The organism is Acidovorax sp. Root70 (genome assembly GCF_001428225.1).
In the GTDB taxonomy this organism is placed as follows: Bacteria; Pseudomonadota; Gammaproteobacteria; order Burkholderiales; family Burkholderiaceae_C; genus Acidovorax.
Map to the genome: position 1 here is coordinate 19,474 of NZ_LMHQ01000006.1, position 13,864 is coordinate 33,337.

Here is a 13,864-nt window from a genome sequence, read left to right on the forward strand (position 1 = left end):
ACGAACATGCGGAACACCGCGAAGGAGCCCAGCATGAGCATCAGAGTGACCATCAAAAACCCGGACAGGCCCGAGGGGCCGAAGCGTGCCCAAGACAGCGGGACGTTCGGCCAAATGGTTCGCAAGGAGCGTATCGCGCTGGGCAAAACGCAGGACGATCTCGCCCACGCTGTGGGCACCCGCAGGCAGACCATCGCTGACCTTGAGAGGGGCAAGAACGTGGGCTCGCACATCGTTTTTGCAACGCTCGGAGCCTTGGGCAAATTGGTGGAGATCACCGATGCCCGCCCTGACACGGAAAGCATGCGCAAGATGCTTGTTGGGTTAGACAATGGCTGAGGCTCTGCGCGGGAAGATCAAGGCCCTGGCGGTGGACACCCCCCAGGGCCATAGTGGGAAGCTGCTGCGCGAGTCGCAGTACGTTTTCAACTACGACACACAAGACAGGCAGGCAGAGCTGGCGTTGGGCATGCCGCTTCGGGCGGCGAGCTACAACAGTAGCCAGCCTCATCCCATCTTTGCGATGAATCTGCCCGAGGGCAATCTGCGTCACAAGATTCGTGAGCGCTACGGGAAGGCTTTCAGCAAGCTCGATGACATGTCGCTCCTTTCAATCGTGGGCCACGACCAGATCGGTAGGCTCACGGTCGTTGACCCCACCGAAGAGGTGACCCGCCCTGGTGCCGGTGTTGGCCTGCGTGAACTGCTTGGCTCGAAGGCATCTGACGAGCTGTTCGATCACCTGCTCGACACCTATCTGGCATCGGGCGTCAGCGGGGTCCAGCCCAAGGTGATGGTCCCTGACGCAGATGCCAGTAGCGATGGCGTTGCGGCCATCATGCACACCACAGCGCGCCTGTCTGATCTCATCGTGAAGGCGTCCAGTATTCAGCACGAGAACCTGACGCAAAACGAGTTTCTGTGCATGGACGCAGCCAAGCGAGCTGGCATCGACGTGCCGGAGTTTCACCTGAGCGATGACGGCAGCTTGTTTGTTGTTCGCAGGTTCGATAGAACGGACACGGGGGAGCGCAAGGGCTTCGAGGACATGTCGGTCCTGGCCGGATTGACATACAACGAGTACGGCTCTTACAAGTACGAGGGTTCGTATGAAAACATCGCCACGATCATCGAAGCCTACTGCGGACCGAATGCCACTGAGTCCAAGCAACGGTTCTTCGACTATTTCTGCCTGAGCACGATGGTCAGAAACGGCGACGCCCATTTGAAAAACTTTGGCCTGCTTTACGACTCACCGCACAAGCCCGAGAGCATCAGGCTGTCGCCACTGTTTGACGTGGTGACGACCTCGGTTTATGACGTGGAGAACCTCCGCACAGGGAGGATCACCCAGGACCGTGACATGGCCTTGAAGCTCAACAAGTCTTCGGCCTATCCAGATCGGGCAGCGCTGATCGCGTTCGGCCACCGTTGCAACGTGCTCAAGCCCGAGCGTGTGATCGAGCGCATCGACGCCGGTATGACGGCATCGCTTGAGGCCAATCGTGACCGCGTGCCTGACCAGCTCTGGCAGCGTATGAAGAAGGAATGGGACATGAGCAGGCTTGGCCTGGAGTCCCAGGTCAAGAAGGTGCGCCTGGGTGGCTTGGGCAACCCTCGTGCATACAAGCAGGTAATGGCCCCGGCGACGCCTGCATGGACGGCTGCGCAGGACCAGCGCGCCGGAATGTTGGACAGCCTCAAGGCCATGACCACGGGAGCGTTGCTCACGTTTGCGGAGATGGGGTCAGAGGCAATCGAGCGAGCTGGCGGCGGCGCCAAGGTCGATTGGCGGGCCGTGGAGGATGCCGCCATTGCCAAGAGCCTGAACGCTGACAAGCAGTCAGCGGATGACGTGTACCGGGCTATTGCTGGCGCGAGCCCTGCAGCACTGACGGATGAGCAGAAGGCAGCGTTGCGCGACCGTGTGAACACTGCAGCTCAAGCAGTGGCCCACGAAACGGAGGGCAAACCCTCCCCCGCGCACTTGGGCCGCGAGAGGGATTCTGAGCCGGGTCTGTGAGCAACGGAGAAAGATCAAGATGATCCCAGAAGGGCCGCTGTCGATTGTCGATGTTTTGGCTGCAGCAACGTCGAGATCGATGCCAGCAATGGCATCGAGCGAAGAGTCCCGGTTCCCGGTAACGGTGACTGGAGAGACGCGAGCTTGGCTTGATGCGCAAGCAAAGGTGCTTGGCACTTCCCTTGCGGGTCTGTGCGGCACCATCTTGAACGAGGTTGCAGCGGAGTCGGTGCGCAGGGCTTTGGCCTCCCCGCCCGCGCAGCCGGTGCGCTTGTCTGCAGCGACGGCCACCGAAACTTTCGAGCCGTGATCCCCCTCAGAATTCGTTTTCAGAAGCCTAATTAGTGTGGGACAATAGCGCATCCTAATAACGGGGCGCACATGAACGGGAAATATCACTGGGCTATTTGCTCCTGCTGTGAAGGCGAAGGCCGTGTTGAAAATCCGGCCTTCACCAACGGCTTCACGTCCACGGAGTGGGCCGAGATGGACGGCGATGAGCAACAGCGCTATCTGAGCGGCGCCTATGACGTGACCTGCACGGAGTGCAAGGGCAGCGGCAAGGTTCAGGTGCCCAACGTGTCCGCGCTGAGCTTCGCAGAGAAGCGCGCGTTGGTGACGAAGCGCCGTGCGGATGAAGCACGGCGGGACTACGCGGCAGAGGTGGCTGCAGAACGTCGCCACATGGGGTACTGCTGATGCAAGCTCCTTCCAGCTCAAGCAATCAGACCATCTGGCTGACAGACACAGCCTCGTTCTCTGGCCTCAGCTTTTTTACGCTCTGTCGCCTGTCCGACGCGACCATGGTCGTCTTTCCGATGCACGCCCTTCCCTCTCGCATAGCGAGTGGGGAATTCAAGGGTGAGTTGGTGGTGGATCACCTGGGAAATTTCGTCTCCTTCTCGTGATCCGCTATGCCCAGATTGAAGCCAGACACGATCTTGCAGCGCTGCATCCCTTCCGCGATCCAGGATCGCAAAGGGCTGGTGGACGCCTACTCCGGGCAGGGCGAGGGGGCCGAGCAAGCGCGCTCAGAGATGCGCGCCATACATGCGTTGCGCGGCAAGGCGCTTGCCGACATGAACGAGGCTGAGCGTGCCACTGCTTTCACCGCACTGTGCTGCGCTGAAAACTGGCACCAGTCGCTCGGCGATGCCATGGGGCCTTCTGGGCGCGGTGAGCTGCGGGAGGCCTCGCTCATCCGCACTGCTCGACTATCTGTGTTTGGCAAATCGGCCCTGGAGGAAATGATGGCAAGGTGCGTTGCTGTAGACGTTCTTGATGCAATCAAGATCATGGAGGCTCGTGCAGCCGCAACGCCACCAGGGGCCGCGACATGAAGGTCGTGGTACGCGCGATCTTGATCGGCGGCACACTTGCCCTGAGTTGGCAGGTTGCGAGTGCGGCCCCATGGTCATTGACTGGCAAGGTGATCCACGTCGATGACGGCGATAGCCTGACGATTCTGCAAGCTGATTTCTCCAAGTCCACAGTCAGACTTTCTGACATTGATGCCCCTGAGCGCGGTCATGGAGGTGGTAGGCCTGGGCAACCGTTCAGCCAAGCAGCCAAGCAATCGCTTGTCTCTCTGGCGAGAGGTCAAAGCGCGACGGCTACTTGCTACGAAACCGACCACTGGGGGCGATCTGTCTGCACGGTCTTTGTCGGTGGCCTAGATGTGAATGCCGAGCAGTTGAGGCGCGGGATGGCATGGGTAAACCGTGTCAACCGCTCCTATGTCCGTAATCCCCAGTCAGCGACTTTTGAAGCTCAAGCCAGGGCTGCAGGGCTTGGCATCTGGGCTGCAGGGGGAACGCAGCCTGTACCGCCGTGGGAGTGGCGAAAGCAATGCTGGAAGAACCAGGCCTGCGATGGTGCAGGCCAGTAGATTGACGAATGACGAAGGTGGTGAATGTGCGTACTGATCCCGTGAAAATGGGTCCGTCGAATCTGCTGCATGCATTGAGCATTTGGGGCGAGATCGCAAGTGGTGTGGGCAGTTCCTCTGGCGTCTGCATCGGTTCGTGGCGGCTGCAGGACACGTATGCCGAGGTTGAGGATGCAATGCATCTTGATCCCGATGGGGTCACGGCCAGCTTGTTGCTGGCCTATTTCCTGAAAACCTACCTTGCTGGGGTCGAGTGCAGCGCCCTGTCGCTGCTCAATGACCCGGAGTGCTTGGCATCCCGGCTTGAAAAGCCGCGCTCCCTCATGGAACTGCTGGGCACGCCGGAGCTGGTGCAGGCCAGAGCGGCATTTTTCGCCACCGTGGCCGAGTCACTGAATGGCTACGGTGCTGCCGACCATCCTGGCGTGCAGCAGCTCCTTGCCCGTGATGACTCCATGGCGCTGCTGCGGCGGGATGCGCTGCGCGGCATCGAAAGGCTGCGCGTCGAGCAGTTCCTTGAAGGCCCAGAGGATACGGCAGGGCGTCGCCCCGACTGCAGCAGAACCGTGATGCAGTGGTGGAGTCTGGAGTCGATGGTGGCAGCGGCCACCCGCATGCCTTCTGGCGTGTCGCTGAACCTGATCCGGCATCAAGAGACTTATCAGAGCTATTTCTGCTTTGTGGTCAAGAACGGGGGCAACCTGTTTGTGCTCTCGGATGTGCCGGAGTACGAAGAGCCACCGCTGGAGGTGAGCGAAACAGGTGATGGCTATCAACAAAGGCCTGTGCCCCGGAGCTGGTTTCCGTATGGCTACCTGGGTCTGCGCTATCACGGTGAAAGTGAGCGACTGTATTTCCAGCGCACTGAGCATCGTGCCGTCGCAAGTGAACAGAACGTGTCGATTTCGTTGACGCACATTGCCGATCTGCACCCCCTGGAGCTGGTGTGGTTGTCCATGATGTTCGACCTGATCGTGGAAAAGTTCTGGCGCCGTGGCTACAAGGTTTCCCGGCCCGCTGCCCTGTCGCAAGCGCAGCGGCCAAAGGCCGCTGCGCTTGCCGGGTTCAGCGCGGTACCGCGTAGCGAGGTCAAGTCGTCGGTCAGCCTTTGGATGGAAGATCGGTATGGCTGTGAGGTGCCCTTGGAGGCCTACACCGGCACCGGCCAACTGGGCGGTGACGAGGATCGCGCCCTACTCGCGCGGATCAAGTTTGCCGCCCGTGTTGGTGAGCTGGCCGCATCTGAGTTTGCAGCTCGCAAGGACGACGTGCTCGCTTGGTACTCCGAGCGAGTGAAGGCAAACGCGCCCACGTTGCTGAGCTTGTGCGGTCACACATCGCTCTGGGTCGAGGCGCCGCAGCATGGGGTGCCTCGCCAGTTCCTGCGCCGGTTCCTCATGAGCAAGAGCACGGAGGCGCAACGCGCCCAGGCATCAGGGGTGGTTTTTGGCGAGCGCTCAGACCATGGCGATCTGCACTGCTATCTCAACGGGAAGATTGCCACCTATTGGGTGGGAATCTACCCCTGCAACCCTTGCGAACTGGCATTCCTGGCTGGTTGCGAGGTCAGCGAGTTGCCTGATGTGCTGCAGCACTGGGAGTTGTGGCAGGCATGTACTGGGGGGCGCGTGGACCCGATGGATTGGGTGGCCCCCAACCCATGGCTCGCACTGAATCTGTCCATTCTGATCCCCTTCTCTCAGGTCAGCATGGCGCGGGTCTTGAAGCGCCCGACCGACCGCCCCGCGCTGGAAACAATACTGCGGATGGAGAGCTGGTAGCTATTTGTTCGTCAATGCTTATTAATGTGTGCAATTGATGGGTATGATTTGGCGAATGTGTCCAGCACGGAAAATGCATGCGCTGGTTTGCTAACAAAGAGTGGTCATGCAGCTAACAAAGAGTGGTCATGCAGCTAACAAAGAGTGGTCATGCAGCTAACAAAGAGTGGTCATGCGCCACCCCCAGTGACTCCGTTCATGATGGCGGCAGCACAGTGTTTGCACGCAGTGCGTGGCGCCTGGATGCCATCGCTGCTTTTTGGCATGATCGCCGCAAAGCCCACCGCCAACTGAGTTGATAGACATGGAAGAAACCACACCAAAGACTGCACCTGTCAAGCGTGCACCCGGCGCGGGCGTCAAGGCAGCAGATGGCGTGCAGGACGGCAAGCGCTACAACGTCATGCTCGATCCCGATAGCGTCGAGCTGTTTTTGCAGATCGGTAAAGGGCAACTATCCCTTGGCGCCAGAGAGGCAGCGCGTCGATTGGCGGAAGCAGGCGATGTGCGCGTATTCAGTGAGAAGCGGCATGCCCTTCGCACGGCAACGCCAGCACCAAAGAAACGATCCTCGAAAGCCTGACGCGGGTCTGCGGTGAAGCCACCCAGATTGAGGTTGCACAAGCCTTAATAGTGTGTATGATTAGGCCATGGACCTGAATTTTTCATCTATGGCCGCACGCATTCAAGCTGCTTTCGCAGCTCGCCGCCTCGTGATTGGAGCCCAATCATGAAGGCGTGGCGCGATCTGAGCGCGGTGGCTATGCCCGCGCGCATGGCCCGCCTTGCGCGTGACCCGCGAGGCTACCCCATAACAGCGCATGCTCGCGTGGTCGATGGAGTGGTTGATTTTCGGACAATGGACCCCTACAAGGTAGCGGCGCTCATTCAGCGCCGTTGCTGCGCCCTGTGCGGTGAGCCCTTGGGCTCACGCATGGCTTTTGTGGGTGGCCCTCGGTCAACTGAGGCAAGGTGCTACACCGATGGCCCGATGCATCGGGACTGCGCGATCTATGCGCTGCAGGTGTGCCCATTCCTGGCCGCGCCTTCCTTCGGCTATCGAAAGAGCGCACCGGAGGATGCGGTGGTCAACGAGGCTGTGACCACGCAGCGCCCTGACGTTTTCGGTCTGGGCATCTGCCGCGACTTCGCCGTGGGCCTCATGGGTGGTCAACACCTCGTGATGCAGGCATCGCCCTTTGAATCCGTGTCTTGGTGGCGCCATGGCGCCAATGTGGACGCTCCAGGGATCGCAGGGGTAGCGAGGTCCGCATGCTGAACAGCATCCTGAACCTCACTCCATTGACGCTGATCGAAGTTGCGTCAAAGCGCGTGATCCGCGAAGCCTCCCAGTGGTCCCGGATGTACGCCGTTCCCAAGGAGTTGCCCTATTGGTTCTTTCAAGGCATGCACTCTGGAGGCGAGATGCTTATTGCCTCGCCTTCGGGGCACGGAGAGCGGATTTCAGCTCTGGATGTGATGAACGTCATACCCACGGAGCCTATCCGCACCTTGGCGGTTCCCCCCAGCAGGTTCAACGAGATGGGGCGACACAAGACCGGATCGCTTGAGCTGTATGCGCCTGCCTCGGTGCTCTGTGCCATTCGCACCCGATTCGGGTTTGAGTATCAGGTGCTGTTCGATGATGAGGCCTTGCGCACGCCCTCCAATACATGGCTGGCGCCCCTGGCTCCGGGCGAGCGTGAAAGGCTCAAACCTCTCACACGCCGCACAAGGATGCCTGTGAGCAGCCTTTCCAGCGCGAACTGGTCAGCAGATGCCGAGTCCAAAAAAATCGAGAGACACCATGCAAAGGCCTGTAGGCATTTTTTCTCCCGCGCGCTTTCTACTGTCGCAGTCAGCGAAGCCAGTCATGGCTGAACGGGCACTGAGATACTGGAAAGGCGACGGGTCGTGCTGTCGTCTGGCGAACGATCCACTGTGGCGAGCCCTGCCCTTTTCTGCTGCACCAGCGGCTTACGCCGCCGCGTTTAGTCGCGATGATCTATCGCGAATGATCGAGGAATACTCGGGGCGCAGGCCCTCGGGAGTCCACATCAGAGAGTGTTGGTCCGAGGGCTGGTGCTTCGCAATGGTCGGCGGGACTGAGGGGCGAGGACTGTGGATTGCGTTCGAGCCCGATGCTCCGATCCGTGTACTTTAGCGAGGCCAAAAAATGCCAGCCAAACCGCTCACCCAGGCCGAGAAAAAGTGGCTTGCTGAATTGCAGTCCGTTCTCGATGCTTGCCCCTCGGATCGGCTTGGGGCCTACACCGTGGGCGATCATGACGTTGGGTTTTTCGACCGTAAGGTGTGCAAGGCGTGGCTCGTGGCGAACCCGCGCGCAGAGCTGGATGTGGGTGAAGAGCTGCGCGCCAGCGGTGCCGACTTGAAAGCGTCTATCCGGTTTCCATTCAACGTAGACAGCCGTTCGGGCTGATTCAATTTTTCATAGAGAGGTATCCATGATCCGAGCAAAATTCTTCCCCCTGGTGCTTGCTGTTGCCCTCCTGGCCGGATGTGCAACCAACCCGCACCAGAGCTTGCCTGTGCGGATGGGGACGGTCATCGAAACGCAGGAAGGGCTGCGGCCTGAATTCCAGCCCAGCACCGGCGGTGCGGTTGCGGGCGCGGTCGTTGGCGGCGCAGTTGGCAACCAGATCGGCAAGGGCAACGGTCGCAAGCTCGCAACCGCCATCGGCGTCATTGGTGGAGCAGCCGTTGGAGCTGGTGCCGGTGGATCGACCAAGATGGTGCGCTTCGTGAACGTCACATTCAGAGACAACGCCTCGGGCCAAATTTTCGACGCAGACCTGAGCGGCCCATGGCGCCCAGGCATGGCAATTCGGTACTCGCTCACCGAAGACGGCAAGCTGGTCTTGCGCTAACTCGGACGCTCGAAGGCCATGCCCATCACCAAGCGCCCGTGCTCAAACTGCCCGTTCCGGTGCGATGGTGCGGCCATCGAGCTGAGGCCTGGGCGGATTGAGGGGATCATCAAAGGGCTGCTGGCCGATGATTTCCTCACCTTCACCTGTCACAAGACCGTGGATTCCGAGCGCATGACCTGCGCAGGAGCGGTCGCGGTCATGGCTAAGTTGGAACGCCTGCCCGTGATCGCCCGTCTGGGCCTGCAGGTGGGGGTGATCTCAAACGAGGACATTGCTGCGAGCATGGCAATGGTTCTTGACCCGGCAACCCTCAATACCCAGTCATTCTGACAAGTCAGTCCAGCGCCGTTGCCAGGGCGCTCAAGTGCTCGCCCAGGTCTGTCATCCCGGCCTTGCGCATCTCCAAGGCCACTCGCATCGAGCGGCCCTCGCTGCGCGGAAGCAGAACGGCGGTGGAGCGCTCGTAGGGCCTGGGTAGTGGGTGAGACAGCCAAGTTGCCCGAACGGCCCTCATGGCGTCCGCAAAGGCTGTCATCCCCACATCGTCGTCAGCCAGGGCAAATAGCTCAAACTCGGCTCTGAGCGATGCCACGGAGCTGGCGTCCAAAGAGTGCGTGTGAAGGTCGCCAGTCAAGGGGACAGATTGGCCCAAGCGGGCCGCAATGAGCTTTGCTGCTGCGAGGTGGTGGCTACCGCCTGAATTCATCAGCCACAGTCTCGGGGCAGGTACGTCCCACAAGTACCGGGCAAAGTGGTCGGCGCCAGGGGAATGGATGATGCGGATTTCTCTGTGAGCAAGGGCCTTGGCCAACTGCTGCAGGCTGATCTCGGCGATCAGCTCGCGCGAATTGGAGATGACCATTTCGTCGGTGGACGCGAAGGTATTCAGGTCTGATTTGGATGCAGCGAATCCGTCTATGGCCTGCAGATCCAAAGTGGCTTGCGTGATCTGGCAGCGGGCAAGCCGTGCGTACTCTGGCCGCACGATGTGGAAGCTCTGCCAGCCGTCGCCTCCAGATGCCGTCCAGCCAACCAGATGGCCTTTCGCCCTTCTGGGCCAGCCCAAGAGCGGCGGCGTGCCCAGCTCGTGCCAGGAGGGCACGTTGCGGGCGCTGATGGTGCGGGCCGGGGCGCGCAGGCTGGCGCGCATACGCGGATGCGTGGCGAGCACACGGCGGATGCTGGCCGGGTCGCCGAAGGCGTTGCGAACGCCTTCCCAAATGGAGCTGCTTATCGTCTGCAAAATCGCTTCTCCTGTGACTTCGATTCTGCGTATAGCAACCGTTGATTGGCACAGAGCGCCAGGGTCAGCTCCGTTTCGACCTGGGCGGTCGAAAACTTGCCTTTTGCTCAAGCTGCAGCTCGCACCCAGCCTCAAGCATCGCGAGGGCTCGTGCGCGTGAAGATGGGGCGTTGCCCAGCTTCATTCGCAGCTTGTTCCCTTGAACCTCGCATTCGATGATGGGCACTCCGAATGCTGTGTATGCCGCTGCGCAGCGCGCCTGCTTTTCGTGCTCAAGCTGCTCCGCTACCCGTCGCGCAGTCAGCGTAGCAGGGGCGCTCTGGTGCGCTTCGAGCTTGGCAATGAGCTGCTGGGTAACAGGCACCCGTGGGAGGCGTGTCAGGTAGTCTGACGCCTCCTGCAGCAGTTTGAGCGTATCCACCAGCACAGCACCCACATCGGTTTGCCCGATGATGAGCGCCGGATCGAGCGGCGGTTGAAGGCCTGCCCATTCAGTCATTTGCCATCGTCCGATTTCAGACCCCACTTGGTGCACATCGCCTCGATGCGGCGGGCGCCGTCAGGCACCAGAGAATGCAGATCGGCTCGCCCCCATCGCAGGGCGTCAAGGCAGAGCAGCATGTCGTCTGAAATGTCCACGTCCAGGGTACGGAGGATGAACGGGTCGAGCGGGAACGCTGTTCCGTTGTAGGTGGCAGCGACGAACTGCGCCACACGCAGAATCTGGCCGCTGTCGCGTTGCTCGGTGAGGGTGAGCAGCCGAGAGTAGGCCTGTGCTGCAGGGGCCTGCACGCTATCAGCGCGTCTGGCCCATTCGTTCTGTTGTTCAAGGTAGTCGTTCATTCACACCTCCTAAGTCAAAGAATGCCCAATCGTGCCATAATTATTCCACACTATTAAACGAGTGCAGGGGCCTTCCAGGCTACTTTTCGTTGGTGTGTATGATTTACGGCAGCATGCAATTGCGGAGGGGTTCTATGACAGAGGATCGGACAACGGCGAAGGCGCGGCAACTGGTGGACCAACAGATGGCCCGCGCTGCAGCTCGCAAGAGCGAAGAGCTTGAGCTGCTGCACAGCGACGGGCAGTTGATGATGTGGCCGGAGGACGAGCGAGCGGCGCCCAACGAAGTTTTCCGTAGCGGGCTATGCAGTGCTCGCAATCGCAAGGTGCCGCGCAGCGTGTTCGTTGCTCAGAACCCGCTGCGCACCCCCATCCTGGGGGGCGGGGAGATTTTCTACATCGGCGAGGAACTGCGCCAGGACGATGAAACCGTCTGGCTGCAGCTCGTGCATCTGTCCAAGGCGGCGCGGTGCCCTTCCGTCACTTTCACGCCGCACAGTTTTCTCAAGGCCATCAGGTGGCCGACCACCGGCCCCAGCTACCAGCGGCTGCTGGGCACGATTCGTCGCCTCTCGTCAGGCACTATCGAGGTTTACAGCCAGCGCTTCGACAAGGGCTGCAGCACCCGGTTGATCGCTGGCTACGAGTACAGCAAGGACGAGCAGAAGCCCTGGACTGTCAAGGTCTTCGACAAGGAAGACAGGTTGCTGTTCTTGTTCGAGCGCATGTACAGCCGGATAGATTGGGAGACTCGACTGGCCCTCCCCGAGGGCGTGGCCACATGGCTGCACGCCTATTTCTCCACCCATCAGGAACCCTATGCGCACAAGCTGGAGACGCTGCTGCGCGGAGCTGGGATCGAGGTCGATGCACCGGAGGATGCTGACCTCGATGCCAAGGCCCAGGCGAGCCGTAAATCTGCTCGCTTGCGCGAGGCCAAGAAGACCATAAAACGTGCCCTGGAGGCCCTGGTGAGCGTGGGCTTCCTCAAGGCCTACGACATATCCAAGACCGGCCTCGTGACCGTCTTCCGCGCCTGAGACAAGCTGCTCGTGCCGCCTGCGCTACCGCAAGCGCTCGGCACCCTTCCCTCCCTGGATTCGTACATAGACAACCGCCGCGCGTCGCTGGAGTGATCCAGCGGTGCCTGCACGCTGGGCGTGTTCGTCACTAGACCCCCGTCCTCGCGGTTGAGACGCTGCGCCACGGGCTGTGGCGAGCACTGCTGTTCGTCGGTTGACCCCCGGCAGTTCGTTTTTTGACCCCCACAAGCAGCATTGCAGCGCCATGCACGAGCCATTTCCCCAGGGAAAGGCTCATTCCAAGCCGCTTTTGAGGGGGTGGGGGGCCTGGTCTGTTCGCTCGCCTGCCGTTCGTATTTTGACCCCCGGCCCGCGTCAGGGCGCGCTACTGGCCGGCTGAGGCCAGGACTAGGGGGCAAAAGTTCGTATTTAGACCCCCGGCAGCGCCAATTCAGAGCAGGCATGGGCATGCTGGGCAGGTTCTGTTCGTATGTTGACCCCCGCGAGGAACCTGCAGGCACCCGGATTCGTACTTAGACCCCCGCAGAGTTCGTATTTAGACCCCCGTTTTCGGGATGAGCAGCCACCCATGGCAGGGAACGGAGGCCTTGAAGGCGCAAAACGTATCAAAAAGTACGCCGCGCGGACGTGGTGGACACGATTCGTATGTTGACCCCCGATTTGAATGCACTCTTCGTAGGTTGACCCCCGTCCAGACAGGCAAATTCGCATGTTGACCCCCGCCTACTCGTATGTTGAGCCCTGCAAGTTCGCATGTTGACCCCCGCCAGTTCGTATGTAGAACACCGCCGCACGTCGCCTAAGCCTATGATTTACAAGGCGTTTTTGGGGTTACCCACACCCCTCTAACTGTCTCTTAACTCTTTTATAACTGGTTTTTTAACTAGCCCCGCGCCCTGTGGATAACTCGCGAAATTTTTCGCGGGGTGCACAAAGTCACCGCCTCTTGGGGGGCTGCGCCCCCCGCCAGCTCCTCCGGCCTTCGGCCTACGCCCGCGCTTCGCGCTCCCGCCCGGCATCCCCCCAATACCATTAGCAGGCCCCCGAAGGGGGCGGAATAGGCCCCCCCAGGCGGTGGAAGAACTACCTCTGTGGGAGGGGCGCTTCGACGCCCCTCGGCCTCCGGCCCGCTGCCTACTGGCAGCTCCCCCGCTGCGGGCTGTCGCCCCAGACCCCATGGGAGGGCAAGCCCTCCCCCCGCTGCCGTCGCAGCGGCTCCCCCCTCCGGCCTGTTTATCAGGAAGAGGGGCGGCGAAGCCGGTTGGAAATGCCGCTGTCGCTTGCCCATGAGCCCAGGAAGGGCCTAAAAACGTTTTGGCAAGGGGTCGGGCTGGGTGGTTTCCTGAGCGGCCTTCCTGCGGGATGCCCCTGCGGCCTCGGTGAAGTCGCTCACGACGCTGGCCAGGGCGTCTGCCTTCCTTCCTGACATTTCGACATTCCGGTGGACCGCCGAGGCGGGTTTGTGCACGAGCTGCTGCGTGCTGAACACAGCAGGCGAAAAAAAACCAGCGGAGTGCGCTGGTTAAAGGGAGGAACTGTGATTGGGTTGCGTCAGGCTGTGGCCGCTGCGCCTGGAGATGGCGAGGCTTGCTGCCGCCTGATCTGTTCAATGGTTTGGTCGATTACATGGTGCCCAATTGACAGGTACTGCTTCACCAGTGGCTGATTGTGAGGGAACCGATGAGCGGTCACATAGTCACGGCCTTGCAGCTTGTAGGCGTTGTCCCCGTAATCCTTGATAAAGGTGTGACGGTCCTCTAGCGGTTGATGTGCAACGATCTTCATTGCAGGTGTGGCAATAGCCACAACACCCAAGAATGCCTTGTGCATGCCCTCGTAGTCGGCTCGCAGCGACTGGGCTTGCTCCTGCTGCAGTTCAAGGAGCTGCTGCATCTGTGCAAGCTGGTACTGCAGGTTGGCGTTCGCGTCGTGCAGACGTTCAATCACGCCGTCACGGTCAGCGATCACATTCTCGCTGTGGATCGTGGCAGCGTTCCAGCCATTGGTGTACCCCTGCTCCAGGCCCATTGCATGGCCGTGAGCATGTCCGGTGTTGTAGCCAACGGACTCAGCAAGTCGAGGGTCTTGGAAAACGGACATTGGGTACTCCTTTCACGTTGTAATTAGTATGCGCTAATTAGCAGGGGTTTGC

At 60.5% G+C, this 13,864-nt stretch carries 17 protein-coding genes; 13 read left to right on the top strand and 4 right to left on the bottom strand.

Annotation, left to right across the window (positions count from 1 at the left end):
• Nucleotides 1-33: 33 nt before the first annotated feature.
• The 12 genes from ASD94_RS04365 (at nucleotide 34) to ASD94_RS04415 (ending at nucleotide 8,913) form a co-directional block, all read left to right on the top strand.
• Entirely contained in the window at nucleotides 34-339 is a 306-nt protein-coding gene (locus ASD94_RS04365; protein ID WP_082576757.1) for a helix-turn-helix transcriptional regulator, read from the top strand.
• A complete protein-coding gene (locus ASD94_RS04370) occupies nucleotides 332-2,023 on the top strand; it encodes a type II toxin-antitoxin system HipA family toxin (RefSeq protein ID WP_082576744.1) in 1,692 nt (563 codons plus the stop codon). The genes ASD94_RS04365 and ASD94_RS04370 overlap by 8 nt, the downstream gene beginning before the upstream one ends.
• A gap of 381 nt (nucleotides 2,024-2,404) precedes the next feature.
• Nucleotides 2,405-2,722: a hypothetical protein gene (locus tag ASD94_RS04375; RefSeq protein ID WP_056639195.1), complete on the top strand. Its 318-nt coding sequence runs from the start codon at nucleotides 2,405-2,407 to the stop codon at nucleotides 2,720-2,722.
• Between the two features lie 215 nt (nucleotides 2,723-2,937).
• A complete protein-coding gene (locus ASD94_RS04385; RefSeq protein WP_056639200.1) occupies nucleotides 2,938-3,363 on the top strand; it encodes a hypothetical protein in 426 nt (141 codons plus the stop codon).
• The gene (locus ASD94_RS23020) at nucleotides 3,360-3,911 is read left to right on the top strand and encodes a thermonuclease family protein (protein ID WP_082576745.1); all 552 of its coding nucleotides are present in this window, start codon (nucleotides 3,360-3,362) and stop codon (nucleotides 3,909-3,911) included. Before ASD94_RS04385 ends, ASD94_RS23020 begins: the two co-directional genes overlap by 4 nt.
• Nucleotides 3,912-3,919: 8 nt before the next feature.
• Entirely contained in the window at nucleotides 3,920-5,692 is a 1,773-nt protein-coding gene (locus tag ASD94_RS04390; RefSeq protein ID WP_056639202.1) for a hypothetical protein, read from the top strand.
• Nucleotides 5,693-5,996: 304 nt separating this feature from the next.
• Nucleotides 5,997-6,275: a hypothetical protein gene (locus ASD94_RS23455; RefSeq protein WP_156391337.1), complete on the top strand. Its 279-nt coding sequence runs from the start codon at nucleotides 5,997-5,999 to the stop codon at nucleotides 6,273-6,275.
• A gap of 408 nt (nucleotides 6,276-6,683) precedes the next feature.
• Entirely contained in the window at nucleotides 6,684-6,971 is a 288-nt protein-coding gene (locus ASD94_RS04395) for a hypothetical protein (RefSeq protein WP_200954183.1), read from the top strand.
• Entirely contained in the window at nucleotides 6,965-7,573 is a 609-nt protein-coding gene (locus tag ASD94_RS04400; RefSeq protein WP_056639206.1) for a hypothetical protein, read from the top strand. The genes ASD94_RS04395 and ASD94_RS04400 overlap by 7 nt, the downstream gene beginning before the upstream one ends.
• A 295-nt stretch (nucleotides 7,574-7,868) precedes the next feature.
• Entirely contained in the window at nucleotides 7,869-8,132 is a 264-nt protein-coding gene (locus ASD94_RS04405; protein WP_056639209.1) for a hypothetical protein, read from the top strand.
• A gap of 25 nt (nucleotides 8,133-8,157) precedes the next feature.
• Nucleotides 8,158-8,580, top strand: a complete 423-nt coding sequence (locus ASD94_RS24205) for a glycine zipper 2TM domain-containing protein (RefSeq protein WP_156391338.1) — start codon at nucleotides 8,158-8,160, stop codon at nucleotides 8,578-8,580.
• An 18-nt stretch (nucleotides 8,581-8,598) separates the two neighbouring features.
• The gene (locus tag ASD94_RS04415; RefSeq protein ID WP_056639215.1) at nucleotides 8,599-8,913 is read left to right on the top strand and encodes a hypothetical protein; all 315 of its coding nucleotides are present in this window, start codon (nucleotides 8,599-8,601) and stop codon (nucleotides 8,911-8,913) included.
• Between the two features lie 4 nt (nucleotides 8,914-8,917).
• Here the strand turns inward: ASD94_RS04415 and ASD94_RS04420 are convergent, their stop codons facing one another.
• The 3 genes from ASD94_RS04420 to ASD94_RS04430 all read right to left on the bottom strand — a co-directional run bounded on the left by ASD94_RS04420 (nucleotide 8,918) and on the right by ASD94_RS04430 (nucleotide 10,669).
• Complete coding sequence (locus ASD94_RS04420; RefSeq protein WP_056639217.1) at nucleotides 8,918-9,826, bottom strand: DUF6685 family protein; 909 nt, start codon at nucleotides 9,824-9,826, stop codon at nucleotides 8,918-8,920.
• Nucleotides 9,827-9,890: 64 nt separating this feature from the next.
• The gene (locus ASD94_RS04425; RefSeq protein ID WP_056639221.1) at nucleotides 9,891-10,325 is read right to left on the bottom strand and encodes a hypothetical protein; all 435 of its coding nucleotides are present in this window, start codon (nucleotides 10,323-10,325) and stop codon (nucleotides 9,891-9,893) included.
• A complete protein-coding gene (locus tag ASD94_RS04430; RefSeq protein ID WP_056639224.1) occupies nucleotides 10,322-10,669 on the bottom strand; it encodes a hypothetical protein in 348 nt (115 codons plus the stop codon). The genes ASD94_RS04425 and ASD94_RS04430 overlap by 4 nt, the downstream gene beginning before the upstream one ends.
• A 173-nt stretch (nucleotides 10,670-10,842) precedes the next feature.
• On the opposite strand from ASD94_RS04430, the gene trfA reads away from it, so the two are divergent.
• Nucleotides 10,843-11,709: a plasmid replication initiator TrfA gene (gene trfA, locus ASD94_RS04435; RefSeq protein ID WP_162255814.1), complete on the top strand. Its 867-nt coding sequence runs from the start codon at nucleotides 10,843-10,845 to the stop codon at nucleotides 11,707-11,709.
• A 1,554-nt stretch (nucleotides 11,710-13,263) separates the two neighbouring features.
• On the opposite strand, the gene ASD94_RS04440 is transcribed toward trfA, so the two are convergent.
• A complete protein-coding gene (locus ASD94_RS04440) occupies nucleotides 13,264-13,812 on the bottom strand; it encodes a hypothetical protein (protein WP_056639230.1) in 549 nt (182 codons plus the stop codon).
• Between the last annotated feature and the right edge of the window lie 52 nt (nucleotides 13,813-13,864).

Bases quoted from the DNA above. Each gene is read 5' to 3' on its own strand.
- ASD94_RS04425 (WP_056639221.1), bottom strand. From the start codon at position 10,325: ATGACTGAATGGGCAGGCCTTCAACCGCCGCTCGATCCGGCGCTCATC.
- ASD94_RS23020 (WP_082576745.1), top strand. From the start codon at position 3,360: ATGAAGGTCGTGGTACGCGCGATCTTGATCGGCGGCACACTTGCCCTG.
- ASD94_RS04385 (WP_056639200.1), top strand. From the start codon at position 2,938: ATGCCCAGATTGAAGCCAGACACGATCTTGCAGCGCTGCATCCCTTCC.
- ASD94_RS04415 (WP_056639215.1), top strand. From the start codon at position 8,599: ATGCCCATCACCAAGCGCCCGTGCTCAAACTGCCCGTTCCGGTGCGAT.
- ASD94_RS04390 (WP_056639202.1), top strand. From the start codon at position 3,920: ATGACGAAGGTGGTGAATGTGCGTACTGATCCCGTGAAAATGGGTCCG.
- ASD94_RS04440 (WP_056639230.1), bottom strand. From the start codon at position 13,812: ATGTCCGTTTTCCAAGACCCTCGACTTGCTGAGTCCGTTGGCTACAAC.
- ASD94_RS23455 (WP_156391337.1), top strand. From the start codon at position 5,997: ATGGAAGAAACCACACCAAAGACTGCACCTGTCAAGCGTGCACCCGGC.
- ASD94_RS04375 (WP_056639195.1), top strand. From the start codon at position 2,405: ATGAACGGGAAATATCACTGGGCTATTTGCTCCTGCTGTGAAGGCGAA.
- ASD94_RS24205 (WP_156391338.1), top strand. From the start codon at position 8,158: ATGATCCGAGCAAAATTCTTCCCCCTGGTGCTTGCTGTTGCCCTCCTG.
- ASD94_RS04365 (WP_082576757.1), top strand. From the start codon at position 34: ATGAGCATCAGAGTGACCATCAAAAACCCGGACAGGCCCGAGGGGCCG.
- ASD94_RS04400 (WP_056639206.1), top strand. From the start codon at position 6,965: ATGCTGAACAGCATCCTGAACCTCACTCCATTGACGCTGATCGAAGTT.
- ASD94_RS04395 (WP_200954183.1), top strand. From the start codon at position 6,684: ATGCATCGGGACTGCGCGATCTATGCGCTGCAGGTGTGCCCATTCCTG.
- ASD94_RS04430 (WP_056639224.1), bottom strand. From the start codon at position 10,669: ATGAACGACTACCTTGAACAACAGAACGAATGGGCCAGACGCGCTGAT.
- ASD94_RS04405 (WP_056639209.1), top strand. From the start codon at position 7,869: ATGCCAGCCAAACCGCTCACCCAGGCCGAGAAAAAGTGGCTTGCTGAA.
- ASD94_RS04370 (WP_082576744.1), top strand. From the start codon at position 332: ATGGCTGAGGCTCTGCGCGGGAAGATCAAGGCCCTGGCGGTGGACACC.